This is a genomic window from Bradyrhizobium sp. CCBAU 53338, from assembly GCF_015291665.1.
In the GTDB taxonomy this organism is placed as follows: domain Bacteria; phylum Pseudomonadota; class Alphaproteobacteria; order Rhizobiales; family Xanthobacteraceae; genus Bradyrhizobium.
In genome coordinates this window covers 3,473,938-3,493,792 of record NZ_CP030048.1, presented here as the reverse complement: position 1 = coordinate 3,493,792, position 19,855 = coordinate 3,473,938, and the positions used below count along the sequence as shown (strand labels likewise).

General features: G+C 64.5%; 19 protein-coding genes. 10 read left to right on the top strand and 9 right to left on the bottom strand.

The window, feature by feature from the left end; all coding sequences use genetic code 11:
- Positions 1–10 precede the first annotated feature (10 nt).
- The 3 genes from XH90_RS16295 to XH90_RS16285 are packed head-to-tail and all read left to right on the top strand — an operon-like array spanning position 11 to position 2,529.
- On the top strand, positions 11–757 hold the full coding sequence (locus tag XH90_RS16295) for a glycerophosphodiester phosphodiesterase (protein ID WP_194482393.1): 747 nt from the start codon (positions 11–13) through the stop codon (positions 755–757).
- 54 nt (positions 758–811) lie between these two features.
- The gene (locus tag XH90_RS16290) at positions 812–2,053 is read left to right on the top strand and encodes a GNAT family N-acetyltransferase (protein ID WP_194482392.1); all 1,242 of its coding nucleotides are present in this window, start codon (positions 812–814) and stop codon (positions 2,051–2,053) included.
- Between the two features lie 50 nt (positions 2,054–2,103).
- Positions 2,104–2,529, top strand: a complete 426-nt coding sequence (locus XH90_RS16285) for an HIT domain-containing protein (protein WP_194482391.1) — start codon at positions 2,104–2,106, stop codon at positions 2,527–2,529.
- A 3-nt stretch (positions 2,530–2,532) separates the two neighbouring features.
- Here XH90_RS16285 and tsaA read toward each other — a convergent pair whose 3' ends face one another.
- From tsaA to XH90_RS16265, 4 genes are all read right to left on the bottom strand, one after another.
- Positions 2,533–3,024 carry a tRNA (N6-threonylcarbamoyladenosine(37)-N6)-methyltransferase TrmO gene (gene tsaA, locus XH90_RS16280; protein WP_194482390.1) on the bottom strand — a complete coding sequence of 164 codons (492 nt, stop codon included), beginning with the start codon at positions 3,022–3,024 and terminating at the stop codon, positions 2,533–2,535.
- Positions 3,025–3,056: 32 nt separating this feature from the next.
- On the bottom strand, positions 3,057–3,407 hold the full coding sequence (locus XH90_RS16275) for an AzlD domain-containing protein (RefSeq protein WP_194482389.1): 351 nt from the start codon (positions 3,405–3,407) through the stop codon (positions 3,057–3,059).
- Complete coding sequence (locus XH90_RS16270; protein ID WP_194482388.1) at positions 3,404–4,144, bottom strand: AzlC family ABC transporter permease; 741 nt, start codon at positions 4,142–4,144, stop codon at positions 3,404–3,406. Before XH90_RS16270 ends, XH90_RS16275 begins: the two co-directional genes overlap by 4 nt.
- Positions 4,145–4,246: 102 nt before the next feature.
- The gene (locus tag XH90_RS16265; protein ID WP_194482387.1) at positions 4,247–5,209 is read right to left on the bottom strand and encodes a lytic transglycosylase domain-containing protein; all 963 of its coding nucleotides are present in this window, start codon (positions 5,207–5,209) and stop codon (positions 4,247–4,249) included.
- 82 nt (positions 5,210–5,291) lie between these two features.
- Here XH90_RS16265 and XH90_RS16260 point away from each other — a divergent pair, with 82 nt between their 5' ends.
- Positions 5,292–5,930 carry an HAD family hydrolase gene (locus tag XH90_RS16260; protein WP_194482386.1) on the top strand — a complete coding sequence of 213 codons (639 nt, stop codon included), beginning with the start codon at positions 5,292–5,294 and terminating at the stop codon, positions 5,928–5,930.
- Here the strand turns inward: XH90_RS16260 and XH90_RS16255 are convergent.
- Both XH90_RS16255 and XH90_RS16250 read right to left on the bottom strand, forming a co-directional pair.
- A complete protein-coding gene (locus XH90_RS16255) occupies positions 5,927–6,967 on the bottom strand; it encodes a phenylacetaldoxime dehydratase family protein (protein WP_194482709.1) in 1,041 nt (346 codons plus the stop codon). The genes XH90_RS16260 and XH90_RS16255 overlap by 4 nt on opposite strands.
- Before the next feature lie 28 nt (positions 6,968–6,995).
- On the bottom strand, positions 6,996–8,012 hold the full coding sequence (locus XH90_RS16250; RefSeq protein ID WP_194482385.1) for a carbon-nitrogen hydrolase family protein: 1,017 nt from the start codon (positions 8,010–8,012) through the stop codon (positions 6,996–6,998).
- 196 nt (positions 8,013–8,208) lie between these two features.
- On the opposite strand from XH90_RS16250, the gene XH90_RS16245 reads away from it, so the two are divergent.
- The 4 genes from XH90_RS16245 to XH90_RS16230 all read left to right on the top strand — a co-directional run bounded on the left by XH90_RS16245 (position 8,209) and on the right by XH90_RS16230 (position 12,218).
- Positions 8,209–9,165: a helix-turn-helix domain-containing protein gene (locus XH90_RS16245; RefSeq protein WP_194482384.1), complete on the top strand. Its 957-nt coding sequence runs from the start codon at positions 8,209–8,211 to the stop codon at positions 9,163–9,165.
- 213 nt (positions 9,166–9,378) lie between these two features.
- The gene (locus XH90_RS16240) at positions 9,379–10,404 is read left to right on the top strand and encodes an aldo/keto reductase (protein ID WP_194482383.1); all 1,026 of its coding nucleotides are present in this window, start codon (positions 9,379–9,381) and stop codon (positions 10,402–10,404) included.
- A gap of 85 nt (positions 10,405–10,489) precedes the next feature.
- Positions 10,490–10,651, top strand: a complete 162-nt coding sequence (locus tag XH90_RS16235) for a hypothetical protein (protein WP_194482382.1) — start codon at positions 10,490–10,492, stop codon at positions 10,649–10,651.
- A gap of 148 nt (positions 10,652–10,799) precedes the next feature.
- Complete coding sequence (locus tag XH90_RS16230; RefSeq protein WP_194482381.1) at positions 10,800–12,218, top strand: MFS transporter; 1,419 nt, start codon at positions 10,800–10,802, stop codon at positions 12,216–12,218.
- A 76-nt stretch (positions 12,219–12,294) separates the two neighbouring features.
- Here the strand turns inward: XH90_RS16230 and clpA are convergent, their stop codons facing one another.
- Both clpA and clpS read right to left on the bottom strand, forming a co-directional pair.
- Positions 12,295–14,706, bottom strand: coding sequence for an ATP-dependent Clp protease ATP-binding subunit ClpA (clpA, locus tag XH90_RS16225; RefSeq protein WP_194482380.1), 2,412 nt, complete (start codon positions 14,704–14,706; stop codon positions 12,295–12,297).
- Between the two features lie 300 nt (positions 14,707–15,006).
- The gene (gene clpS / locus XH90_RS16220; protein WP_027530069.1) at positions 15,007–15,339 is read right to left on the bottom strand and encodes an ATP-dependent Clp protease adapter ClpS; all 333 of its coding nucleotides are present in this window, start codon (positions 15,337–15,339) and stop codon (positions 15,007–15,009) included.
- 485 nt (positions 15,340–15,824) lie between these two features.
- Here clpS and XH90_RS16215 point away from each other — a divergent pair, with 485 nt between their 5' ends.
- Positions 15,825–17,210 carry a pilus assembly protein gene (locus XH90_RS16215; RefSeq protein WP_194482379.1) on the top strand — a complete coding sequence of 462 codons (1,386 nt, stop codon included), beginning with the start codon at positions 15,825–15,827 and terminating at the stop codon, positions 17,208–17,210.
- A 73-nt stretch (positions 17,211–17,283) separates the two neighbouring features.
- Here the strand turns inward: XH90_RS16215 and XH90_RS16210 are convergent, their stop codons facing one another.
- On the bottom strand, positions 17,284–17,622 hold the full coding sequence (locus XH90_RS16210; protein WP_148754857.1) for a phasin family protein: 339 nt from the start codon (positions 17,620–17,622) through the stop codon (positions 17,284–17,286).
- Positions 17,623–18,010: 388 nt separating this feature from the next.
- Here XH90_RS16210 and XH90_RS16205 point away from each other — a divergent pair, with 388 nt between their 5' ends.
- Positions 18,011–19,813: a serine hydrolase gene (locus XH90_RS16205; RefSeq protein WP_194482378.1), complete on the top strand. Its 1,803-nt coding sequence runs from the start codon at positions 18,011–18,013 to the stop codon at positions 19,811–19,813.
- Positions 19,814–19,855: the final 42 nt, after the last annotated feature.

The window sequence follows — 19,855 nt, the reverse complement described above, 5'->3', positions numbered from 1 at the left end:
GGTCAGAATCGTGCGTGCTCCGGATTGGCTGACAGCGGGGCCGGTCGCCCATCGCGGCCTGCATGACATTTCGCGTGGCATCGTGGAAAACATGCCGGGCGCGGTTCGGGCCGCGATCGCAGGCAATTTTGCGATCGAGGTCGACATCCAGCTCTCGGCTGACGGCGAGGCCATGGTGCATCACGACCATGCGCTTGGCCGCCTCACCGAGGCCACAGGCCCGGTGGTCGCAAAGACCGCGGCGGAGCTGAGGGCCGTGACGTTCAAGGACACGCCCGAGCGGATGATGTCGCTCAGCGACCTCTGCACCATGGTCGCCGGCCGCGTGCCGCTGGTGATCGAGGTGAAGAGCCATTTCGACGGCGACCGTAAGCTGGTGAAGCGGATGGCCGAAGTGCTGACGTCCTATCAGGGCCAAGCGGTCGGCATGTCCTTCGACCCCGACCAGGTGCTGGCGCTGCGCGAGCTGCTGCCCAACCGCCCGCGCGGCATCGTCGCGCAGCGGAGCTATGAGGACGAATACTGGGCCTACCTGACCCGGGAACAGCGCGACAGCATGCTGTACCTGCGCCACGGTTTTCGGACCCAGCCGCATTTCGTTGCCTTCAAGGTCGACCACCTTCCGGCGCCCGCCCCCTGGATCGCCCGGAACGTGTTCGGCTGCGCCCTGCTCGGCTGGACCGTGCGCACGGGAGAGCAGCGGACGCGGGTCGGGCAATATGCCGATCAGATGATTTTTGAGGGCTTCGTGCCGTAAGCTTGATGTTCCCGACCCTTGAAGTCGCTGCTGCAATGCACGATCTTGGGCGCAATGGCATCATCCGACATCACCCTGGAGGCCGTACCGTCCATTGGCGAAGTCTCGCCGGACGATTGGGACGCCTGCGCCAATCCCGGCAAAGCCTGTAACGGGCATGACCTGGGAACCTCATCCGGGCTTCCAGGCGACTCGCGCGGCCTATTAAAGCCCGCCTATAACCCGTTCGTCTCGCACGCCTTTCTTTCCGCTGTTGAGAAATCAGGTTCGGCCACGATCCGCACCGGCTGGGGACCGCGGCATCTCGTCGCCAAGATCGACGGCCGTGTCGCCGGTGTCGTGCCCTGCTATCTGAAGTCGCACAGCCAGGGCGAGTATGTCTTCGACCGCGGCTGGGCCGATGCCTATGAGCGCGCCGGCGGGCGCTATTACCCGAAGCTTCAGGTCTCGGTTCCCTTCACCCCCGCCACAGGACCGCGGCTCCTGGTCCGCGATGGCGTCGATCGCGAGCGCATCAGCGAGGCGCTGGCGAGCGGCCTGGTGGCTCTGTGCGGCGTCAGCAAGGCCTCTTCGGTACACGTGACCTTCGCGCGCGAGGCCGAATGGAAGCTGCTCGCCCAGCACGGCTTCCTCCAGCGCACCGACCAGCAGTTCCACTGGCGCAACAAGGGTTTTGAAACCTTCGACGATTTCCTGGCGACGCTGAACTCGCGCCACCGCAAGTCGATCAAGCGCGAGCGGCGCGACGCGCTTGCCGCAGGGGTCACCATCCACTGGCTCACGGGCAAGGACATTACGGAGGACGCCTGGGACGCCTTCTTCGAATTCTACATGGAGACCGGTTCGCGCAAATGGGGCCGTCCGTATCTCACGCGCGAGTTCTTCTCGTTGGTGGGCGAGACGATGAGCAAGGACGTGCTGTTGGTGATGGCTCGCCGCAACGACCGTTGGATCGCGGGCGCGATCAACTTCATCGGCTCGGACACGCTGTTCGGCCGCAACTGGGGCGCCGTCGAGCACCATCCGTTCCTGCATTTCGAGGTCTGCTACTATCAGGCGATCGATTTCGCCATCAAACACGGTCTCACGCATGTCGAGGCCGGCGCGCAGGGCGAGCACAAGATCGCGCGCGGCTACCTGCCGCGGACCACGCACTCGGCCCATTTCATCGCCGATCCCGGCCTGCGCCGCGCCATCGATGACTACCTCAAGCGCGAACGCGCCTATGTCGCGGAGGCTGGACGGGAGCTCGCCGAGCTCGGCCCGTTCCGGAAAAGCGTAGACGAGGCGCCTTGACGGTTTGCCGTCGCTGGTGACAGTAAGCGCAAAATTTGTGGGAGCCCGCCATGACCGCCTACGACCCCAACAACATCTTCGCAAAGATCCTGCGCGGCGAGTTTCCCTGCCACAAGGTCTACGAGGACGAGCATGTCTTCGCCTTCCTCGACATCATGCCGCGGGTGCCTGGCCACACGCTGGTGATCCCGAAGGCCCCTGCCCGCAACATCCTCGACGTCAAGCCGGACGACTACGCCCATGTCGCCCGCGGTGCGCACAAGATCGCGGCTGCCGCGATGAAGGCCTTCAAGGCTGATGGCATCACCGTGCAGCAGTTCAGCGAGGCCGCTGGCGGACAGGTGGTGTTTCATCTCCACATGCATGTCCTGCCCCGCCACGATGGCGTGGCGATGCTGCCGCCCGCGAGCCGCAAGGAAGACGTCAAGGTACTGGAAGAGAACGCGACCAAGCTGATCGCAGCGTTGAAGGGCTGATCGTCATTCAGTCTGAAAATCCCCCGGCTGCGGCGCAGCCAGCGGGGTGAACTCGCAGCGGTCGGGCTTGATGTCGATCAGCGGCGTATTGTCGAGGCAGTCGAGGCCCCGCACCAGGATCGTATTGCCCTCGATGCCGACCAGTTTCACAATCGACGTTCCGATCGGGTTGGGCCGCACCGGCGAGCGCAGCGAAAACGTGCCGCGGGTCTTCTCGTTGTTCTTCGGGCTCTGCAGCACGATGTCGCGGCGCGACTTGTCGAGCCAATAGAGCACTTCGAGATTGCTGTAGAAATCGACGCCCTTGATGGCCTGCACGAACGGCTCGAAGATCTCGAGGCGGCAGATCGGGCCGTCCTGGCGCCCCTGCCGCGGCGTCTCCAGCCGCGAGGTCCAGGGCGTGCGGATGCGGCCGATGAAGACGAGACCGGCATCCTCCACGGGTGGCAGCTCGATGGCGACCTCGCCCTCGCGGAGTTCGTTTTCGCGAACCATATTTCCAGTTCCTTGGCTGTTCGCTGGCGGTTTTAGCCCAACCACCACTTGCCGGCCAGCATGAAGACTTCGCCGGCGACGACGCCCGCGAAGATCGAACGCCGGGTCAGAAGGAATACGACGAGGCCGGCGGCCACCGCGCCATAGCGCAGGACGTCTGGCACGCTGGCTAGCGCGCCGGGCGGCTGGACCACGATCTGGGCGATGACGCCGGCCAGGATCGCGGTCGCGACCGCCCTCACCCAGACCAGCAGCTCGGAGCCCTCGTCGATACCGCCGCCGAACCACAGGCCGAGCATGCGCCATATCTGGTTGGGAATGACGCCGGCGACGAACAGCACGACCAGCGCCTGCCAGTCGCCAATGAGCTGCGCAGCACTCATGCGCGCACCTCGCGCCACCAATGCACGCCATAGGCGATCGTGCCGGCCACAAGGCCGCTGACGAGGATGTCGAGGCCGGAGTTCATCCTCGCCGCCAGCGGATAGAGCAGAACCCCGAGCGCGAGCGCAACCACGTCCGCGACCTCGCGGCTGTTGCGCGCGGTCGAGAACAGGAAGGACAACGGCGTCAGCAGCAGGATCGCAGCGCCCAGCGACTGCGTCAGATTGGCGGCGAGGAAATAGCCGACCGTGTTGGCGGTGAGACACACCGAGACCAGACCGAAGCCAAGCCCGTTGACGAAGGCGATCCGTCGCTCGCGCGGCACCTGCGGCAGGAAGCGATGGCATTCGACCCACAGCGTCACCGCCGTGAGATGGGCTGCAAAGAACAGCTCGCGCCGCCTGGTCGTCGGCGTGCGCATCAGCGGCAGCACCGAGACCACCATCGGAAACAGCCTGACAGCGCTGACGGTGACAGCAATAGCGGACTGGACGATGGTGGCGCCCGAGCCGAGCGTGGTGATCAAAATGATCTGCGCCGGTCCTGCCCACACGAACAGCGTCGAGCAGAGCGCCCAGAGCAGGCTGAAATGGGTGTCGTGGGCGAGCGCGCCGATGCCGAGATAGGTCGCGAACAGGACGAGCGTGAGGATCGTCTGCGTGATCGAGCGCAGCCCCCAGACGAAGGCGCGCCAGGGACTTTGCCATTGAGGGGAATCGAGCGGAGGAAGCGCCACGCGAGCTCGGCCGAGGGTTGCGGAATCGTGCCTGCATAACGGGCAATGCGAGCGGCCGCGTCAAGGAAGCCCGCGGCGGGGCTGGCATGCGCTCGGCACTCCTTATCCGTTCACGCCCCGGTTCTTGAGCACGAAGCAGGCCCCGCCTGCTTTCCGGATGCGGTTGCAGAGATCGTCAGCCTCACTTCGCGTGTCAGCCCCAATGCGCACCTGGTAGAACGCGTGCGAACCGCGGCTGCGCACCACAGAGCTCAACAGGCTGGGATCGCGCTCGCCGATGACGCTGCTGAGGCGCGTCACCGCGCGGGAATACATCGCCAGCGCCTTGTTGCGGTCAAAGCCGGCGGCGAGTTGCACCCCCCAGATCTTGGCGGCGGCGAGCTCGACATGCTGCTCGAGCTCGGCGACGAACGGGTTCGGTGCGCGCTTCAACAGCGCCACGAGATCGCGGCAACTCGTCGGCGGTGAACTGGGCGGCCCCTTGCCGGCGCCGCCGGTCTTGGCCCATGTGTCGATGCTCGCACCGGTGATGGCGTAGACGTAGTTGCGCGTCTGGTCCGGGATGCCACCGGTGCCGGCGAGCCATTCCTGCACCCGTCGCGGACCGGCATTATAGGCGGCCGCGGCGAGACCAAGATTGCCAAACTGGTTGCGCAACTCGTTCAAGAACTCGGCGGATTTCGGCAGCGCTTGCACCGGATTGAACGGATTGAGCAATCCGCGCTCGCTCGCGGTGCCCGGCATGAACTGCGCGATGCCCTGCGCATGTTCGCCGCTGCGCGTCATTGGCCCGACCGCATCGGCCTGAAAGCGGCTCTCCTGCCAGATCACGCGGGCGAAGAATTCCAATGGCAGGTTGGCATCGCGCGCGGCCGCCTCCACGATCAGGCAGATCGACTCCCGCGTGTCGCTCTCGCGCACAGGCTCGCCCCCTGCCGGTTTTGCCGGCGCCTCGGGGCCAAGCTGGGTAGGAGGGACCGGAGCATCCTCGGCAAGCGCCGGCGTGAAAACGAACGCCACAGCGAGCCCCCACCAGATCAGCTTCTGAGCCCGGACGAACGCCATGTCGCTCCCAATATCGGCTCTTGAACTCGAACCCCAAGGCAACTAGCAACGGCCGGAATTGGCAATGCTGAGCCCGGCCCGAATGCAGACAATCTATTTTGATCTCGACGGTACGCTGACCGATCCCAAGCCCGGGATCACCGGTTCGATCCAGTATGCCCTGAAAAAACTTGGGCAGGCGGTCCCGAGCCAGGATGAATTGGCCTGGTGCATCGGGCCGCCCCTGCATGCGAGCCTGAAGGCGCTGACCGGAACCGACGCGCTGGCCGACCAGGCGCTCCTGCTCTACCGCGAACGGTTTTCCGAGGTCGGGCTGTTCGAGAACTCACCCTATCCGGGCATTCACGGCACACTGGCGGCAGTGGCCGCGACCGGTGCGCGCATGTTCGTCGCGACCAGCAAACCCGCCGTCTACGCTACCCGCATCATCGAGCACTTCGGCCTGAAGCCGTATTTCGAGCGCGTGTTCGGCTCAGAGCTCGACGGCACGCGCGCCGACAAGCGCGACCTGCTTGCTTACGCGCTCCTTGAAGCCAAGGTCGATGCGCGTAGCGCGATCATGATCGGCGACCGCAGCCATGACGTGGTCGGCGCCCGGACCAACGGCATGACGGCAATCGGCGTACTCTATGGCTATGGCAGCGAGGCCGAGCTGCGAGGCGCAGGCGCGCATCACATCTGCGCCGCGCACCCGGAGCTGCTCGGCCATTGCGTCGCCTAAGCCGTAACAGTCTCGACCGCCGCAAGCATTCCCGTCTTCGGATGACAGTTCAGATATTCGAAGAACTGCTCATCCGCGGCGGCTACCGTAACCTCATGATAGAGTCGCAGCTTCGCTGACGGCCCCAGCGTCGACAGATACTTCATCGCCGCGCCGAAGATTTTGACGTGGGTCGGGTGCGATTCCGCCCATCGCTCCAGTGCAGCAAGACTTTTCCACCAGCTCTGGCCGTAGGATTTTTCACTCGCCTTGCCGTCGGCGGAGAGCACCTGCATGTAGCGGTTGGCATAGCAGCCGATCGCGAGCCCATCGTCGCGCAGGAAATCCATGCCCTCGCGCAACACCGGTTCGACGTCGTCGAGATAGAGCTTCCGTTCGGATGCCTCGGTATCGCTCCAGTCCTGCCCGGAGCGGATCAAACAGAGATTGTCGTTCGCCTTTACCCGCAGCCGCGTACCGTCACGGATCAACTCGGGATTGCCGCCGGGCGACATCGGATCGATCTGCGACAGCGGAATGCGATCGCGCATGCCGCCCCAATACGCGTGCTCCTGCACTTCCCCGCTCATGCCGTCCGCAATCGCCGCGACACCTTCGGGCCTGCCGAGCGAGGAGAATAGCGTCTCGTGCCGCGCGACAGCGGGTCGTAGTATCTCGACGAAGGTGCCGATGCCGTTGCGCTGCCTTCCCGTCCAAGCCTCGCGTGCCGGCGCAAACCAGGCGTCGAAGCGCGCGATGTTGTCCCAATAGGCCACCGAGACTGTGTTCCCGTGGCCAACCTGATCGACATAGTGTGCGCGATCCCAGTGCGTGGGACCGCCCTCGCCGGCAAACAGCCCGGCGATTTCGGCGAGCGCTTGCATCGCGGCCGCCTGTGCGGCCCCACGATGCTGCACGCCGAAATAGGCCATCACGACGCGGCTCACGCCGGGCTTGTAGCGCGCCACAAACGACGGATATGGCGGCTGGTAATCGTCAGGCACGCGCTTGTGGCGCGTGCGCTGGGTTTCGAGATACGCGGGAATTGCGGATTCCATGGTCATGTCCTCCCCTCGATCTCGGTGATCAACTCGCCGCCGCGCCAATGTCGGCAGGCTCGACGGTGTCGACCGGCAGCGCGAACTGCTCGACCCGCTTGTAGGGCTTCTTGTTGAGCAGCAAACGCGTGACGTCGGGCCGCGAATAATGCCCGGCTGGATCGGCTGCGTTCTTTGCGACGCCGATGGCGCCGAGGTCGATCTCGGCGATCAGCAGGCCCTCCTGGTCCGGCGCGAGCTTGTCGCCGATCTGGCTGCCGTCGGGTCCATAGATGGCGGCGAAACCACCGCCGACATGCAGCAGCGCATTCTTGTCGGGCCGGTCGCAAAGCTCGTCGATCATCGACTGCGACACCGTCGCGCAAGGCGCGAGCACGAAGCAGGAGCCCTCGACCGCGTAGACGCGGGAGGCGGCGTTGTTAACCTCGGCCCCCAATGCCGGCGCGAAAGGATCGTACAGCGAGAAGCTCGGCCACGCCGCCACGTGCACCTGCTCGTTCTGGGCGTACATCGCGTATTTCGACAGCGGCTGGAGATGCTCCCAGCAGCACAGCGCACCGATGCGGCCGATGTCGGGCCGGGCATGGACCGCGAGATCGCTGCCGTCGCCTTCGCCATAGACCGTGCGTTCGGCATGGGTCGGCCGCAATTTGCGACGCTTGGCGATGGTCTCGCCGTCGGGGCCGATCAGCCATTGCGCCAGATAAAGGCTGCCGCCGTCGCGCTCGGACAGTCCGATCACGGCCGTGAGCTTGGCCTTGCGCACGGCCTCGCGCAGCCGCTCGGCCTGCGGGCTGTCATAGGACAGCGAATTGTCGAAATAGCGCTGCACGAAGCCGCGGCCGATCGCCCAGGCCGGCGAGTCCATCCAGATATGCCAGGGGTAGCCGGGGATGAAAGCCTCCGGAAACGCGATCAGCTTGGCACCCTTCTCGGCGGCTTCCCTGATCAGCGCGATCGACTTGTCGATCGACGCGTCGAGATCGAGCCAGGCGGGTGCCGCCTGCACCACCGCGACCTTGTATTTCGGATGTTCGATGCCCATTGCCGCCTCCATTGCCGGTTGATCCAAGACCGCGTCCGATGCAGTCTATTGGGCCAAGCCGGGCGGCCGCGCGCTCGACCACGGCGGAACAAAAACTCGACTGGAGGGGATCGCGCCCCGGTACGGAACTTGCCTGCGGTCAGGCTGGATCTGCGCCACCATGCGGTTTTGCCCGAGGTGAAAGGGAGGCCTGCCGATGACAATCCAGTTCACGACCGACGGCAGCCCCGGCTATCGGCGGCTCGCCCTCTGGCAGGATATCGTCTGCGACGTCTTCGTCGGGCTGGACTGCAAGTCCGACCTCGGCAGCGCCTTTCATGGCTCGGTCACGCAAGCCCCGCTCGGCAAGGCCGTCTGCTCCGAAGTGTGCTCCGACCGCCAGCACGTCTTCCGCACGCCCTCGCGCATCGCCCGCTCGGATCAGGATTATGTTCTGGTCGCGCTCGGCAATCGCGGCGATGGCGGTGTGGTGCAGGACGGTCGCGACACCGTGATCCATCCCGGCGAGTTCGCGCTCTACGACACTACGCGTCCCTATGAGCTGAAATTCAAGGACTCGTTCTCGCAGACCATCTTCAAGGTGCCCCGCGAGATGCTGCAGCGGCGGCTCGGCGGCACCGAGACACTCACCGCGATCACATTCGGGGCCGACATGCCGGTCGAGCGCTTGGCCTATGATTTCATCTTCAGGCTCTGCCAGAGCGCGGACCGGCTGGCTCCGAACAGCGCCGCCGCGTTGTCCGAGCAGGCTGTCGACTTGCTGGCGATGGCACTGAGCGAGCGGCTCGGCTCGACATCGCTGCCGTCCTCGACTCATCGCTCCGCCCTGCTCTACCGGCTCAAGGCGCATGTCCGTGCGCGCCTCGCCGATCCCGATCTCTCGCTGGCTGAGACCGCCACAGCGCTCGGCATCTCCTCGCGCTATGTCAACGATCTCCTCGCCGACGAGGACACCTCGTTCCAGCGCCATGTGCTTGCCGTGCGCCTGGCGCAATGCAAGCGCGACCTCGCCTCGCCCCTGCTCGCTCATCGCCACGTGAGCGAGATCGCGTTTGCCTGGGGCTTCAACGACGTCTCGCATTTCGGCCGCGTCTTCCGTGAGCATTTCGGGATGTCACCGCGCGACTTCAGGCAGAGCCAATTGCGGCACTGACATCCAGTCCGGCCAGCCACCTTTGGAGCCTTTGCCTCAGGCGAAGGTACTCGCGCGTCGCAGGATGCAGCCTTCGACGACATGCGTCTGCACGACCAGGCCATTCCCGAGCAAGGCGGGTATGTCAGCACGCAATAGGACAAGGCGCTTGCTTGCATTACGATCGGCATCCAAGGTCGCGCCAATCAACCGCCGGCCACGAGGAGCAGTTCGATGGAATACCGACGCTTGGGCCGGTCCGGCCTCATGGTGCCCGCTTTGAGCCTTGGCACGGGCACCTTCGGCGGTGTTGGTCGCCTCGCGGCATGGGGGACGACCGACGCGACCGAAGCGCGGCGCCTTCTCGACATTTGCCTGGAAGCCGGCGTGTCGATGTTCGACACGGCCGACGTCTATTCGCTCGGCGAATCCGAGCGCGTCCTCGGCGAAGCCATCAAGGGCCGCCGCGACAAGGTGCTGGTCTCGACCAAGGCCACCTTCCGCTTCGGCGACGGCCTCAACGACATCGGCTCGTCGCGGCAGCATCTGCTCGCGGCGATCGACGGCTCGCTGAAGCGGCTCGGCACCGACCATATCGATCTGTTCCAACTCCATGGCTTCGACGCCATGACGCCGCCCGAGGAGGTGCTTGCCACTCTCGACGTGCTCGTGCGCGCCGGCAAGATCCGCTATGTCGGCGTCTCGAATTTCTCGGGCTGGCACCTGATGAAATCGCTCGGCGTTGCCGACAAGCACGGCTTCCCGCGCTATGTCGCCAACCAGACCTATTATTCGCTGGTCGGGCGCGACTATGAGTGGGAGCTGATGCCGCTCGGTCTCGACCAGGGACTTGGCGCCGTGGTCTGGTCGCCGCTCGGGTGGGGCCGCCTCACCGGAAAGATCCGCCGCGACCAGCCAAAGCCTGAAGTGAGCCGCCTGCCGCAGACTGCCGATTTCGGACCACCCGTGCCCGACGAACACGTCTATCGCGTCGTCGACGCCATCGACGAGGTCGCCAAGGAGACCGGAAAGAGCGTCTCGCAGATCGCCCTGAACTGGTTGCTCCAGCGTCCGACCGTTTCGACGCTGATCATCGGCGCGCGCAACGAAGCGCAACTGCGCGAAAATCTGGGGGCGGTCGGCTGGTCGCTGTCGAAGGACCAGATCAACAAGCTCGATGCCGCGAGCAAGGTGACATTGCCCTATCCGTACTGGCACCAGCGCGGCACTTTCTCCGACCGCAATCCACCGCCGGTGTGATTGACCGCGCCCGCAAGGGCTGGCTTGAGCTGCATCAATCCGGCCCATGCAGATCGTGGCATCGTGCCGCCGGCGAGGCAGCCCGATGCGCCGATTTGCCATGAAAGCCCTGTTCACGGCCCTCAATCTCGACCGCGCTGAGCGGACGCGGATCGATTGGGATCGCCGCATCCTGATCTTCTCGACGGTCGTGACACTCGGCCTGGTCGCGCTCTACATCTACGGCAAGGCGACCGCGCGCTGGTGAGCGCACGAACTGCGCGCCGATCCATGCCCGGAGCGCCGGGCGACCTGCGTAAGGCACAGGAACCGCCGGTGTCCTGCCGGGTTGCGATGGTCGAAGCAATTTCCTAATCGAGGGGATACTCACGGCTCGAATCAAGCGCGCTTTGACCATGTCTGTCCTAATCGAGCATGCCGACGGCCTGCCGCAGCCACAGCGCAACCAGGCAATCCTGACGATTGCGCTCGGCATCACCATGGCCGTCGTGGACAGCGCCATCGCCAATGTCGCGCTGCCGACGATCGCAACCGACCTGAATGCGAGCCCGGCCTTTTCGATCTGGATCGTCAACGGCTATCAGCTTGCAATCACGATCTCGCTCTTGCCGCTGGCTTCGCTCGGCGAGATCGTAGGTTATCGCCGCGTCTATCTGGTCGGACTCGTGCTGTTCACGCTCGCATCCGCCTTCTGCGCGCTGGCACATACGCTGCCGCTGCTCACGATCGCACGCATCATCCAGGGGTTTGGCGCGGCCGGCATCATGAGCGTCAATTCGGCGCTGGTCCGCTTCACCTATCCGCGCAGCCTGCTCGGCCGCGGCATCGGCCTCAATGCGCTCGTCGTCGCCTTCTCCGCCGCTATCGGCCCTACGCTCGCCGCCGGCATCCTCGCCGTCGGCAGTTGGCCCTGGCTGTTCGCCATCAACGTGCCACTCGGCGTGATCACGCTCGTGTTCGGCCTACGCAGCCTGCCACATACGACAGCTGCCAGCCATTCCTTCGACTGGCAGAGCGCGGGGCTCTCGGCAATCACCTTTGGCGTCGGCATCGCCGCGATCGACAGTGTCGGTCATGGCGAGGCGGCCGTCACCTGCCTGGTTCAGTTCGCGATCGCGATCGTCGCCGGCGCACTGCTCATTTATCGCGAAACGCACATGAAGTCGCCGCTGCTGCCGGTCGACCTGCTGCGCATTCCGGTGTTCGGCTTGTCGATTGCGACCTCGATCGCCTCGTTCTGCGGGCAGATGCTGGCCTTCGTCGCGATCCCCTTCTACCTCCAGAGCCGCTTCGGCTATTCGGCCGTGCATATGGGCCTGCTGATCACGCCGTGGCCGATCGCGGTGGCGTGCGCAGCGCCCCTCGCCGGCCGCCTGGTCGATCGCTATCCGGCCGGCCTGCTCGGCGGCGTCGGGCTGACGCTGTTCGCCTGTGGCCTTGCCTCGCTCGCTTTCCTGCCTGTGAGCCCGACGCCGCTCGACGTGGTCTGGCGAATGGCCCTGGCAGGCTTCGGCTTTGGTCTATTCCAGACCCCCAATAATCGCACCATGATCGCGGCCGCCCCGCGCGACCGCGCCGGCGGCGCGAGCGGCATGCTGGGCACGGCGCGCCTGCTCGGCCAAACCACGGGCGCGGCGCTGGTCGCGCTCTTCCTCGGCCGCTACCCGGTTGAGGGAACGCGGATCGCGCTTCTCACCGGCGTCGGATTTGCCCTCTGCGGCGCGATGCTGAGCATGCTGCGGCTGTCGCCCGCGGGTGCGCGCGGCGCCGAACATGTCCGCGTGCAGGACGACCAGCGCCTGCGGGGCGAATAGCGTCCTCAGTTTATGACAGGGCATGAACAAAAAGGCCGGCTCTTCAGCCGGCCTTTTTAGATTCATGAAGCGCGGATCAAGCCTTGACCAGCGGGCCCTTCGAGGTCGGCCCCTTGGAGCCGCCGGGGCCGCCCGGCTTGTTGGGCTTGCCCGGCGGGCGCTTGCGGGTGCCGGGCAGCTTTTCCTGCTTCGGCGTGACCGGGCCTTCGACGAACTCGAAACCGATCTTGTCCTTGGTCTCGTCGGCCTCGTCCTTGACCAGGACGACGCGGACGTGGCCGCCACCCTTGAGCTTGCCGAACAGCACTTCGTCAGCCAGCGGCTTCTTGATGTGCTCCTGGATCACGCGAGCCATCGGCCGAGCACCCATCTGCTCGTCATAGCCGTGCTGGACCAGCCAGGTCTTGGCGGGCTCAGACAGCTCGATGGTGACGTCGCGGTCGCCGAGTTGCGCCTCGAGCTGAAGCACGAACTTCTCGACCACGGTGCCGATCACCTCGACGCTGAGATGGCCGAACGAGACGATGGCATCGAGGCGGTTGCGGAATTCCGGCGCGAACTGCCGGTTGATCGCCTCGTGATCGTCGCCTTCCCGCTTCGAACGCGTGAAGCCGAACGCCTGCTTGGCAAGATCCGCCGCGCCCGCATTCGTGGTCATGATCAGGATCACGTTGCGGAAGTTGACCTGCTTGCCGTTGTGGTCGGTGAGCCGGCCGTGGTCCATGATCTGGAGCAGCACGTTGTAGAGGTCGGGATGCGCCTTCTCGATTTCGTCGAGCAGCACAACGCAATGCGGATGCTGATCGACGCCGTCGGTCAACAAGCCGCCCTGGTCGAAGCCGACATAGCCGGGGGGCGCACCGATCAGGCGCGACACGGTGTGCCGCTCCATGTATTCGGACATATCGAAGCGCAGCAACTCGACGCCGAGTGTCGCCGCCAGTTGCTTCGCGACCTCGGTCTTGCCGACGCCGGTCGGGCCCGAGAACAAATAGCAGCCGATCGGCTTCTCCGGCTCGCGCAAGCCGGCACGCGCCAGTTTGATCGATGCCGCAAGCGACTCGATCGCCTTGTCCTGGCCGAACACCGTGCGCTTCAGGGTCTGCTCGAGATGCTTGAGCACCTCGGCATCGTCCTTCGACACGCTCTTCGGCGGGATCCGCGCCATCGAGGCGATCGTGGTCTCGATCTCCTTGATGCCGATCGTCTTCTTGCGCTTGTTCTCGGCGACCAGCATCTGCGCCGCGCCGGATTCGTCGATCACGTCGATCGCCTTGTCGGGCAGCTTGCGGTCGTGGATGTAGCGCGAGGACAGTTGCACCGCAGCCTCGATCGCCTCATTGGTGTATTTCAGCCGGTGGTAGTCCTCGAAGTAGGGCTTGAGGCCCTTGAGAATCGCGATGGCGTCCTCGACCGTCGGCTCGTTGATGTCGATCTTCTGGAAACGCCGCACCAGCGCGCGGTCCTTCTCGAAGTGCTGGCGGTATTCCTTGTAGGTGGTCGAGCCCATGCAGCGGATCGTGCCCGAGGCGAGCGCCGGCTTGAGCAGGTTCGAAGCATCCATCGCCCCGCCCGACGTCGCGCCCGCACCGATCACGGTGTGGATCTCGTCGATGAACAGGATGGCGTTGGGATGCGCCTCGAGCTCCTTGAGCACCTGCTTGAGACGCTCTTCGAAGTCGCCGCGATAGCGCGTGCCCGCGAGCAGCGTGCCCATGTCCAGCGAGAACACGGTCGCAGCCGCCAGAACCTCCGGCACTTCACTGTCGACGATGCGCTTGGCGAGGCCCTCCGCGATCGCGGTCTTGCCGACGCCGGCCTCACCCACGAACAACGGATTGTTCTTCTGCCGGCGGCACAGCACCTGGATCGCGCGGTTGATCTCGGAATTGCGCCCGATCACCGGATCGATCTTGCCGTCACGCGCCTTCTTGTTGAGGTTGACGCAATAGGTCTCGAGCGCCTCGCCCTTCTTCTTGGCGTCCTCGTTGCCCTTGGTCTCGGTCTCCTCGTCGACACCGCGCACGGGTCGTGCCTCGGAGACGCCCGGCCGCTTGGCAATGCCGTGGCTGATGTAATTGACGGCGTCATAGCGCGTCATGTCCTGCTCTTGCAGGAAGTACGCGGCATGGCTTTCGCGCTCGGCGAAGATCGCGATCAGCACGTTCGCACCGGTCACCTCTTCGCGACCGGATGACTGCACATGGATCACCGCGCGCTGGATCACGCGCTGGAAACCGGCGGTCGGCTTGGCGTCATCGGCGCCGTCCGTCACCAGATTCTCGAATTCGGTTTCAAGATAATTGACGAGGCTCGTGCGCAGCTTGTCGAGATCGACGCTACAGGCGCGCATCACGGCGGCTGCGTCGGAATCGTCGATCAAGGAAAGCAGGAGATGCTCGAGCGTCGCGTATTGGTGATGACGCTCGTTGGCGATCGCCAGCGCACGATGCAGGGATTGTTCAAGGCTTTGGGAAAAAGTCGGCATTCGCGTCCTCTATGGCCCCCACCATCATGATCGTCATCGCCCGGTCAGGCAACAACAACCTTTGTCACATATAGTTATACAAGATCGCGGCGAAAGACCGGTTCCGCGACTCGGCAGCGACACACCTGCGGTATTTTCGATGCAAAACCCGTTCCGATTTGGGCAGGATTCCCAGACGGATTCTCGCCGGCGCGGATTTCCGTAGTTTTGCCGATGGTCATCGACGCCACGCCAACAGATCACGCGACGATCACACTGTGCCATGCGCAAGGGGCGGCTTCGAAGGTGCCTTGTCGTGCCCTACTTCTTTTCCATCACGCATTGCAGCGGGTGTTGATGCTTGCGGGCAAAGTCCATCACCTGCGTCACCTTGGTCTCGGCAATCTCGTAGGTGAACACGCCGCACTCGCCGATGCCGTGATGGTGGACATGCAGCATGATCTTGGTCGCTGCCTCGACGTCCTTCTGGAAGAACTTCTCCAGCACGTGGACGACGAATTCCATCGGCGTGTAGTCGTCGTTGAGGATCAGCACACGGTAGAGGTTCGGCCGCTTGGTCTTCGGTTTGACCTTGGTGATGACCGACGTGTTCGGACCCGCCGGGCCTCCGGAACGGTTCTCGTCATTGCTCATCCGGGGAGCGTGGGCGGCGGCGGCCGCGGACAGGTCGAGTCTGGAAGACAATTGCGGCATGGCTCAGGCGTTCAAATTCCCCACGGAAGCGTATGACAGTCTGCCGCGCAGCCCCACCTTACGGGACCTCGCACTGGCGCGCCGCCTTGTTGGATCGCCGCTTCCCATCGGTCCGGTCGGCACCGGATCGATTAGTGGGAATATGGGCCTGCCCCCGGCTCGTCGCAAGCGTGCAAAGGTCCAGCCAATGCGGCCGCGGCGGTCCCGATTCCCGGTCCGGGCGATCCTGATCAAGGTTAATCAATCCGGACCGATTTGACAAAAATTTCCGGTCAGCCTGTTCAGACCGTGTTGACCAGGAACCCGACACGGACATGGCCGGGGCGGTTCGGCGCGAGATTCCTCCGTTTTTCTACGGCCCAATTTACCCGCCGTTGAAAGATGTGGCGTGAAATCGGGCAAAATCACAGATCTCGGGGATCGCCATGTCTTGCTTGCCCGCTGTCAGCCGCACCAGACGACAGCTCGCCCGCTTCGCCGGGGCCGAGCAAGGCAACATTGCCGTGATCTTTGCCATCGCGCTGGTCCCGATCCTGGGCTTCGTCGGCGCGGCCGTCGACTACAGTCGCGCCGTGCAGGCCCGCTCCTCGATGCAGGCAGCGCTCGACTCGACCGCGCTGATGCTGTCCAAGGACTTGTCATCAGGCGCCATCACAACGGCGCAGATCAGCACGAAGGCGACCGCCTATTTCAACGCGCTGTTCACCGACACCTCGGCACTGCCGAACGTCACGGTTAACGCGACCTACACCGCGAGCACGTCCATGGGCTCGACCATCCAGGTCACCGGTGACGGCAACTTCACGACCACCTTCATGAAGATTGCCGGCTACCCGACGCTCGACATCAACACGTCGTCCACCAGTGCCTGGGGCATGACGCGGATGCGCGTCGCCATGGCACTCGACAACACCGGCTCGATGGCCCAGAGCGGGAAGATCGGCGCCCTGCGCACCGCCGCCAGCAACCTGGTCGACCAGCTCAGCACGCTCGCGAAGACCAATGGCGACATCTACATCTCGGTCGTCCCCTTCGCCAAGGACGTCAATGTCGGCAGCACCAATTACAGCCAGTCATGGCTCGACTGGACGGACTGGAATTCTGCGAACGGCACCAGCACCTGCACTGCGCGCAACAGTTGGGGCCAATGCACCAGTTCGACCTGGACGCCGGCCAACCACAACACCTGGACCGGCTGCGTGACCGACCGCACCCAGCCCTACGACACGCAGAGCACCACGCCGACGACAAGCAACGTCGCGACCCTGTTCCCGGCCGAAGAGTATTATGAAAACGGCGAATATTACTGCAAGACCGGCAACAGCCCCCAGCTTCAGCCGATCATGCCGCTGAGCTACGACTGGACGTCGATCAAGACGACGATCAACAACATGCAGCCCACCGGCGGTACCAACCAACCGATCGGACTGGCATGGGCGTGGATGACGCTTCAGCAAAGTTCGCCGATGAATGCGCCTGCGCTCGACAGCAACTACACCTACAAGCAGGCGATCATCCTGCTGTCGGACGGCCTCAACACCGAAGATCGTTGGCCGGCCTACGGCAACGGCAACACCCAGTTCAACGGCTCGATCGACGCACGGCAGAAGATCCTGTGCGACAACATCAAGGCCCAGGGCATCACGATCTACACGGTGCAGGTCAACACCGGCTCCGATCCGACCTCGAGCGTGATGCAATATTGCGCGAGCAGCACCGACAAGTTCTTCCTGATCACGTCGGCCAACCAGACCGTCTCGGTTTTCCAGAGCATCGGCACATCGCTGTCGAAGCTGCGCGTGGCACGCTGATCGAAGCCATCGCAACAAACGAAAAAAAGCCCGGCTGATTCAGCCGGGCTTTTTGATTCCAGGAGTTTAGAAATTACTGCGCGGCCGGCGTGAACTTCGACACGACCGTCTCGACCGGCTTGAACGCCTGCTTGGCGAGGTCGCTGTAGAGGCCGGCGATCTTCTGCGATTCCGCGACGAAGGTCTCGTAGGCGGAGCGGGCGAAGTCGGTCTGGGCTTCCATCGCCTTGTCCAGCGACTTCACGCCGGAAAGCTTCTCGACGAACGACTTGGTGTCTTCAAAGGACTTCTTGGTGTAGTCGCCATAAGCGCTGGCGATCGCCTGGAGGCCATGCTGCACCGAGGTCGCGGACGCAACGCACGTCTCGAAATGCTCTTTCCCGTAGTTCTGGAAGTCTTCAACCTTGAACATCTTGAAATCCTTTTCCCTGGCTCGTGTCCGGAAGCCCCGGCTCCCTGACTCTGCCCACAATTAGTGCAACGCACAAAAAAGTCAAGAATCTTGTGCGACGCACAAAAATCGATGCAAGTTACGGAGATTCCCGGGCTTTCCCGCAAGGGTTCCTTAAGCTTTTGGAAACCGCGGCACCCTACCCTGATTCCCTGGACGTGTTCACCTTCCGCAGACGGTCAAAAGCCGTTTGAGAACATCACCTTAGCCAGAACAGCGGCTCAGGCCCAACGTCCCCCGCAGTGAGCACCAGCGGAGGGACAGCATGAGCAGGTAATGATCCCGGGTCCGCAGGGCACAATTTCGCCTCACGAGCCGGTGATCAAGTCACAAACGGGGACGGGGTTCCATGCTTCGTAACAACTGGTCTTCCTCGCGCTTGGCGCGGGTCGGCGTTTTCGGGCTTCTCACGGTCACAACTGCCGTCATCTTCACGACCGATGCAGCCGACGCGCGGCGCCATCGGCGCCATTACGCACACCACCGGGTGCAGCGCGAAGCGTCCGAGAGCTCCAGCCCGAAATTCGCGTCGATCATCGTCGACGGCAATTCCGGCGCGGTGCTCCAGTCGAACAACCCCGACGGGCTGCGCCATCCCGCTTCGCTCACCAAGATCATGACGCTCTATCTTCTGTTCGAGCGCCTGGAGTCCGGCAAGATGAAGCTCGACACCGAGATGCCGGTGTCCCAGCACGCCGCCGACCAGGATCCGACCAAGCTCAATCTGCATGCCGGCCAGACCATCCGCGTGGAAGACGCGATCAAGGGCCTCGTCACCCGCTCGGCCAACGACGCGGCCGTGGTGATCGCGGAAGCGATCGCCGGCGACGAGGACGATTTCGCCGCGATGATGACGCGCAAGGCGCGCGCGCTCGGCATGTCCAAGACGGTCTATCGCAACGCCAATGGACTGCCGAACGACGAACAGGTCACCACCGCTCGCGACCAGGCCACGCTCGGCCGCGCCATCCAGGAGCGCTTCCCGCGCTATTATCGCTATTTCTCGACCACCTCCTTCACCTGGCGCGGTGAGCAGATCCGCAACCACAATCACCTGCTCGGCAGCGTCGAGGGCGTGGACGGCATCAAGACCGGCTACACGCGCGCCTCAGGCTTCAACCTGGTGACCTCGTTGCGCCGCGGCAACCGCCATTTGATCGGCGTGGTGCTGGGCGGCCGCAGCGGCGGCTCGCGCGATGCCATCATGCGCAACCTGCTCGCGGAGAACCTCGAGAAGGGTGCGACCACCCACACCGTCGCCGCGGTGACCGAGCGTAATAGCGCCGACGCCAACACCGACGTCGCCGATGCGTCGGATATCCCAGCCCGCCCCGCTCAGCCGGTTCAGGTCGCGGCCGCTCCTTCCCCCGAGGCAGCCGCGCCGCGTCCCTCGCGCCTGGCGACCCTTGCCGCCGCGACGGCCGCGATGCCGCCGGTCCAGCCCAAGCCTGAAGCCAAGCCGATGGAGTCCAGGATCGAACCCGCGCCGCTGACCAATGGCGTGATCTCGAGCCAGCCGCTCTCCCTCATTCCGGGTTCGTCCGAGCCGATGAAGCCGGTCCGGGTCAAGACGGTTCAGGTCAAGGCCGGCGCAGTGAAGGTTGCCTCCGCCGCACCGACCCAGGTCGCCCCGCAGGTCACCAACACGATTTCACCCCGCAACGACGTCGCCGAGACCTCCGGCGCCGTCGTCGCCCGGGCCGACGTCATCAACAGGTCGGAGCCCGCCCCGTCCGAAATGCCGCAGCAGCCCGCAGGCTTCGGCACCGGCAAGGGCATCCTCGGGGTGCTCCCGGCGGCCACGGCCGCTTCCCCGGCGCCCGCTCCCGTCGCCAGGCTTGCCTCGGCCGATCCGGCACCGCAGCCGCTCCAGATGAGCGCCACAACCAGGCCCGCTGTTACCCATAGCGGCTGGATCGTCCAGGTTGGCGCGCTCGAGAGCGAGAGCGAGGCCCAGCAGCGCATCGAAACCGCCCGCAGTTCGGCCCGAGGCCTGCTTAGCAAGGCCGACCCGTTCACGGAGCCTGTCGTCGCCAGGGACAATCGCAAGCTCTACCGCGCCCGCTTCGCCGGCCTCGAGCGGGACCAGGCCGAGGCAGTGTGCCGGACGCTGAAGCGCGCCGACATCTCCTGCATGACCGTCCGCAACTGAGCTCTCCCGGCCTTTCCAAACCGAAATGCCCGCGCCTTGCGC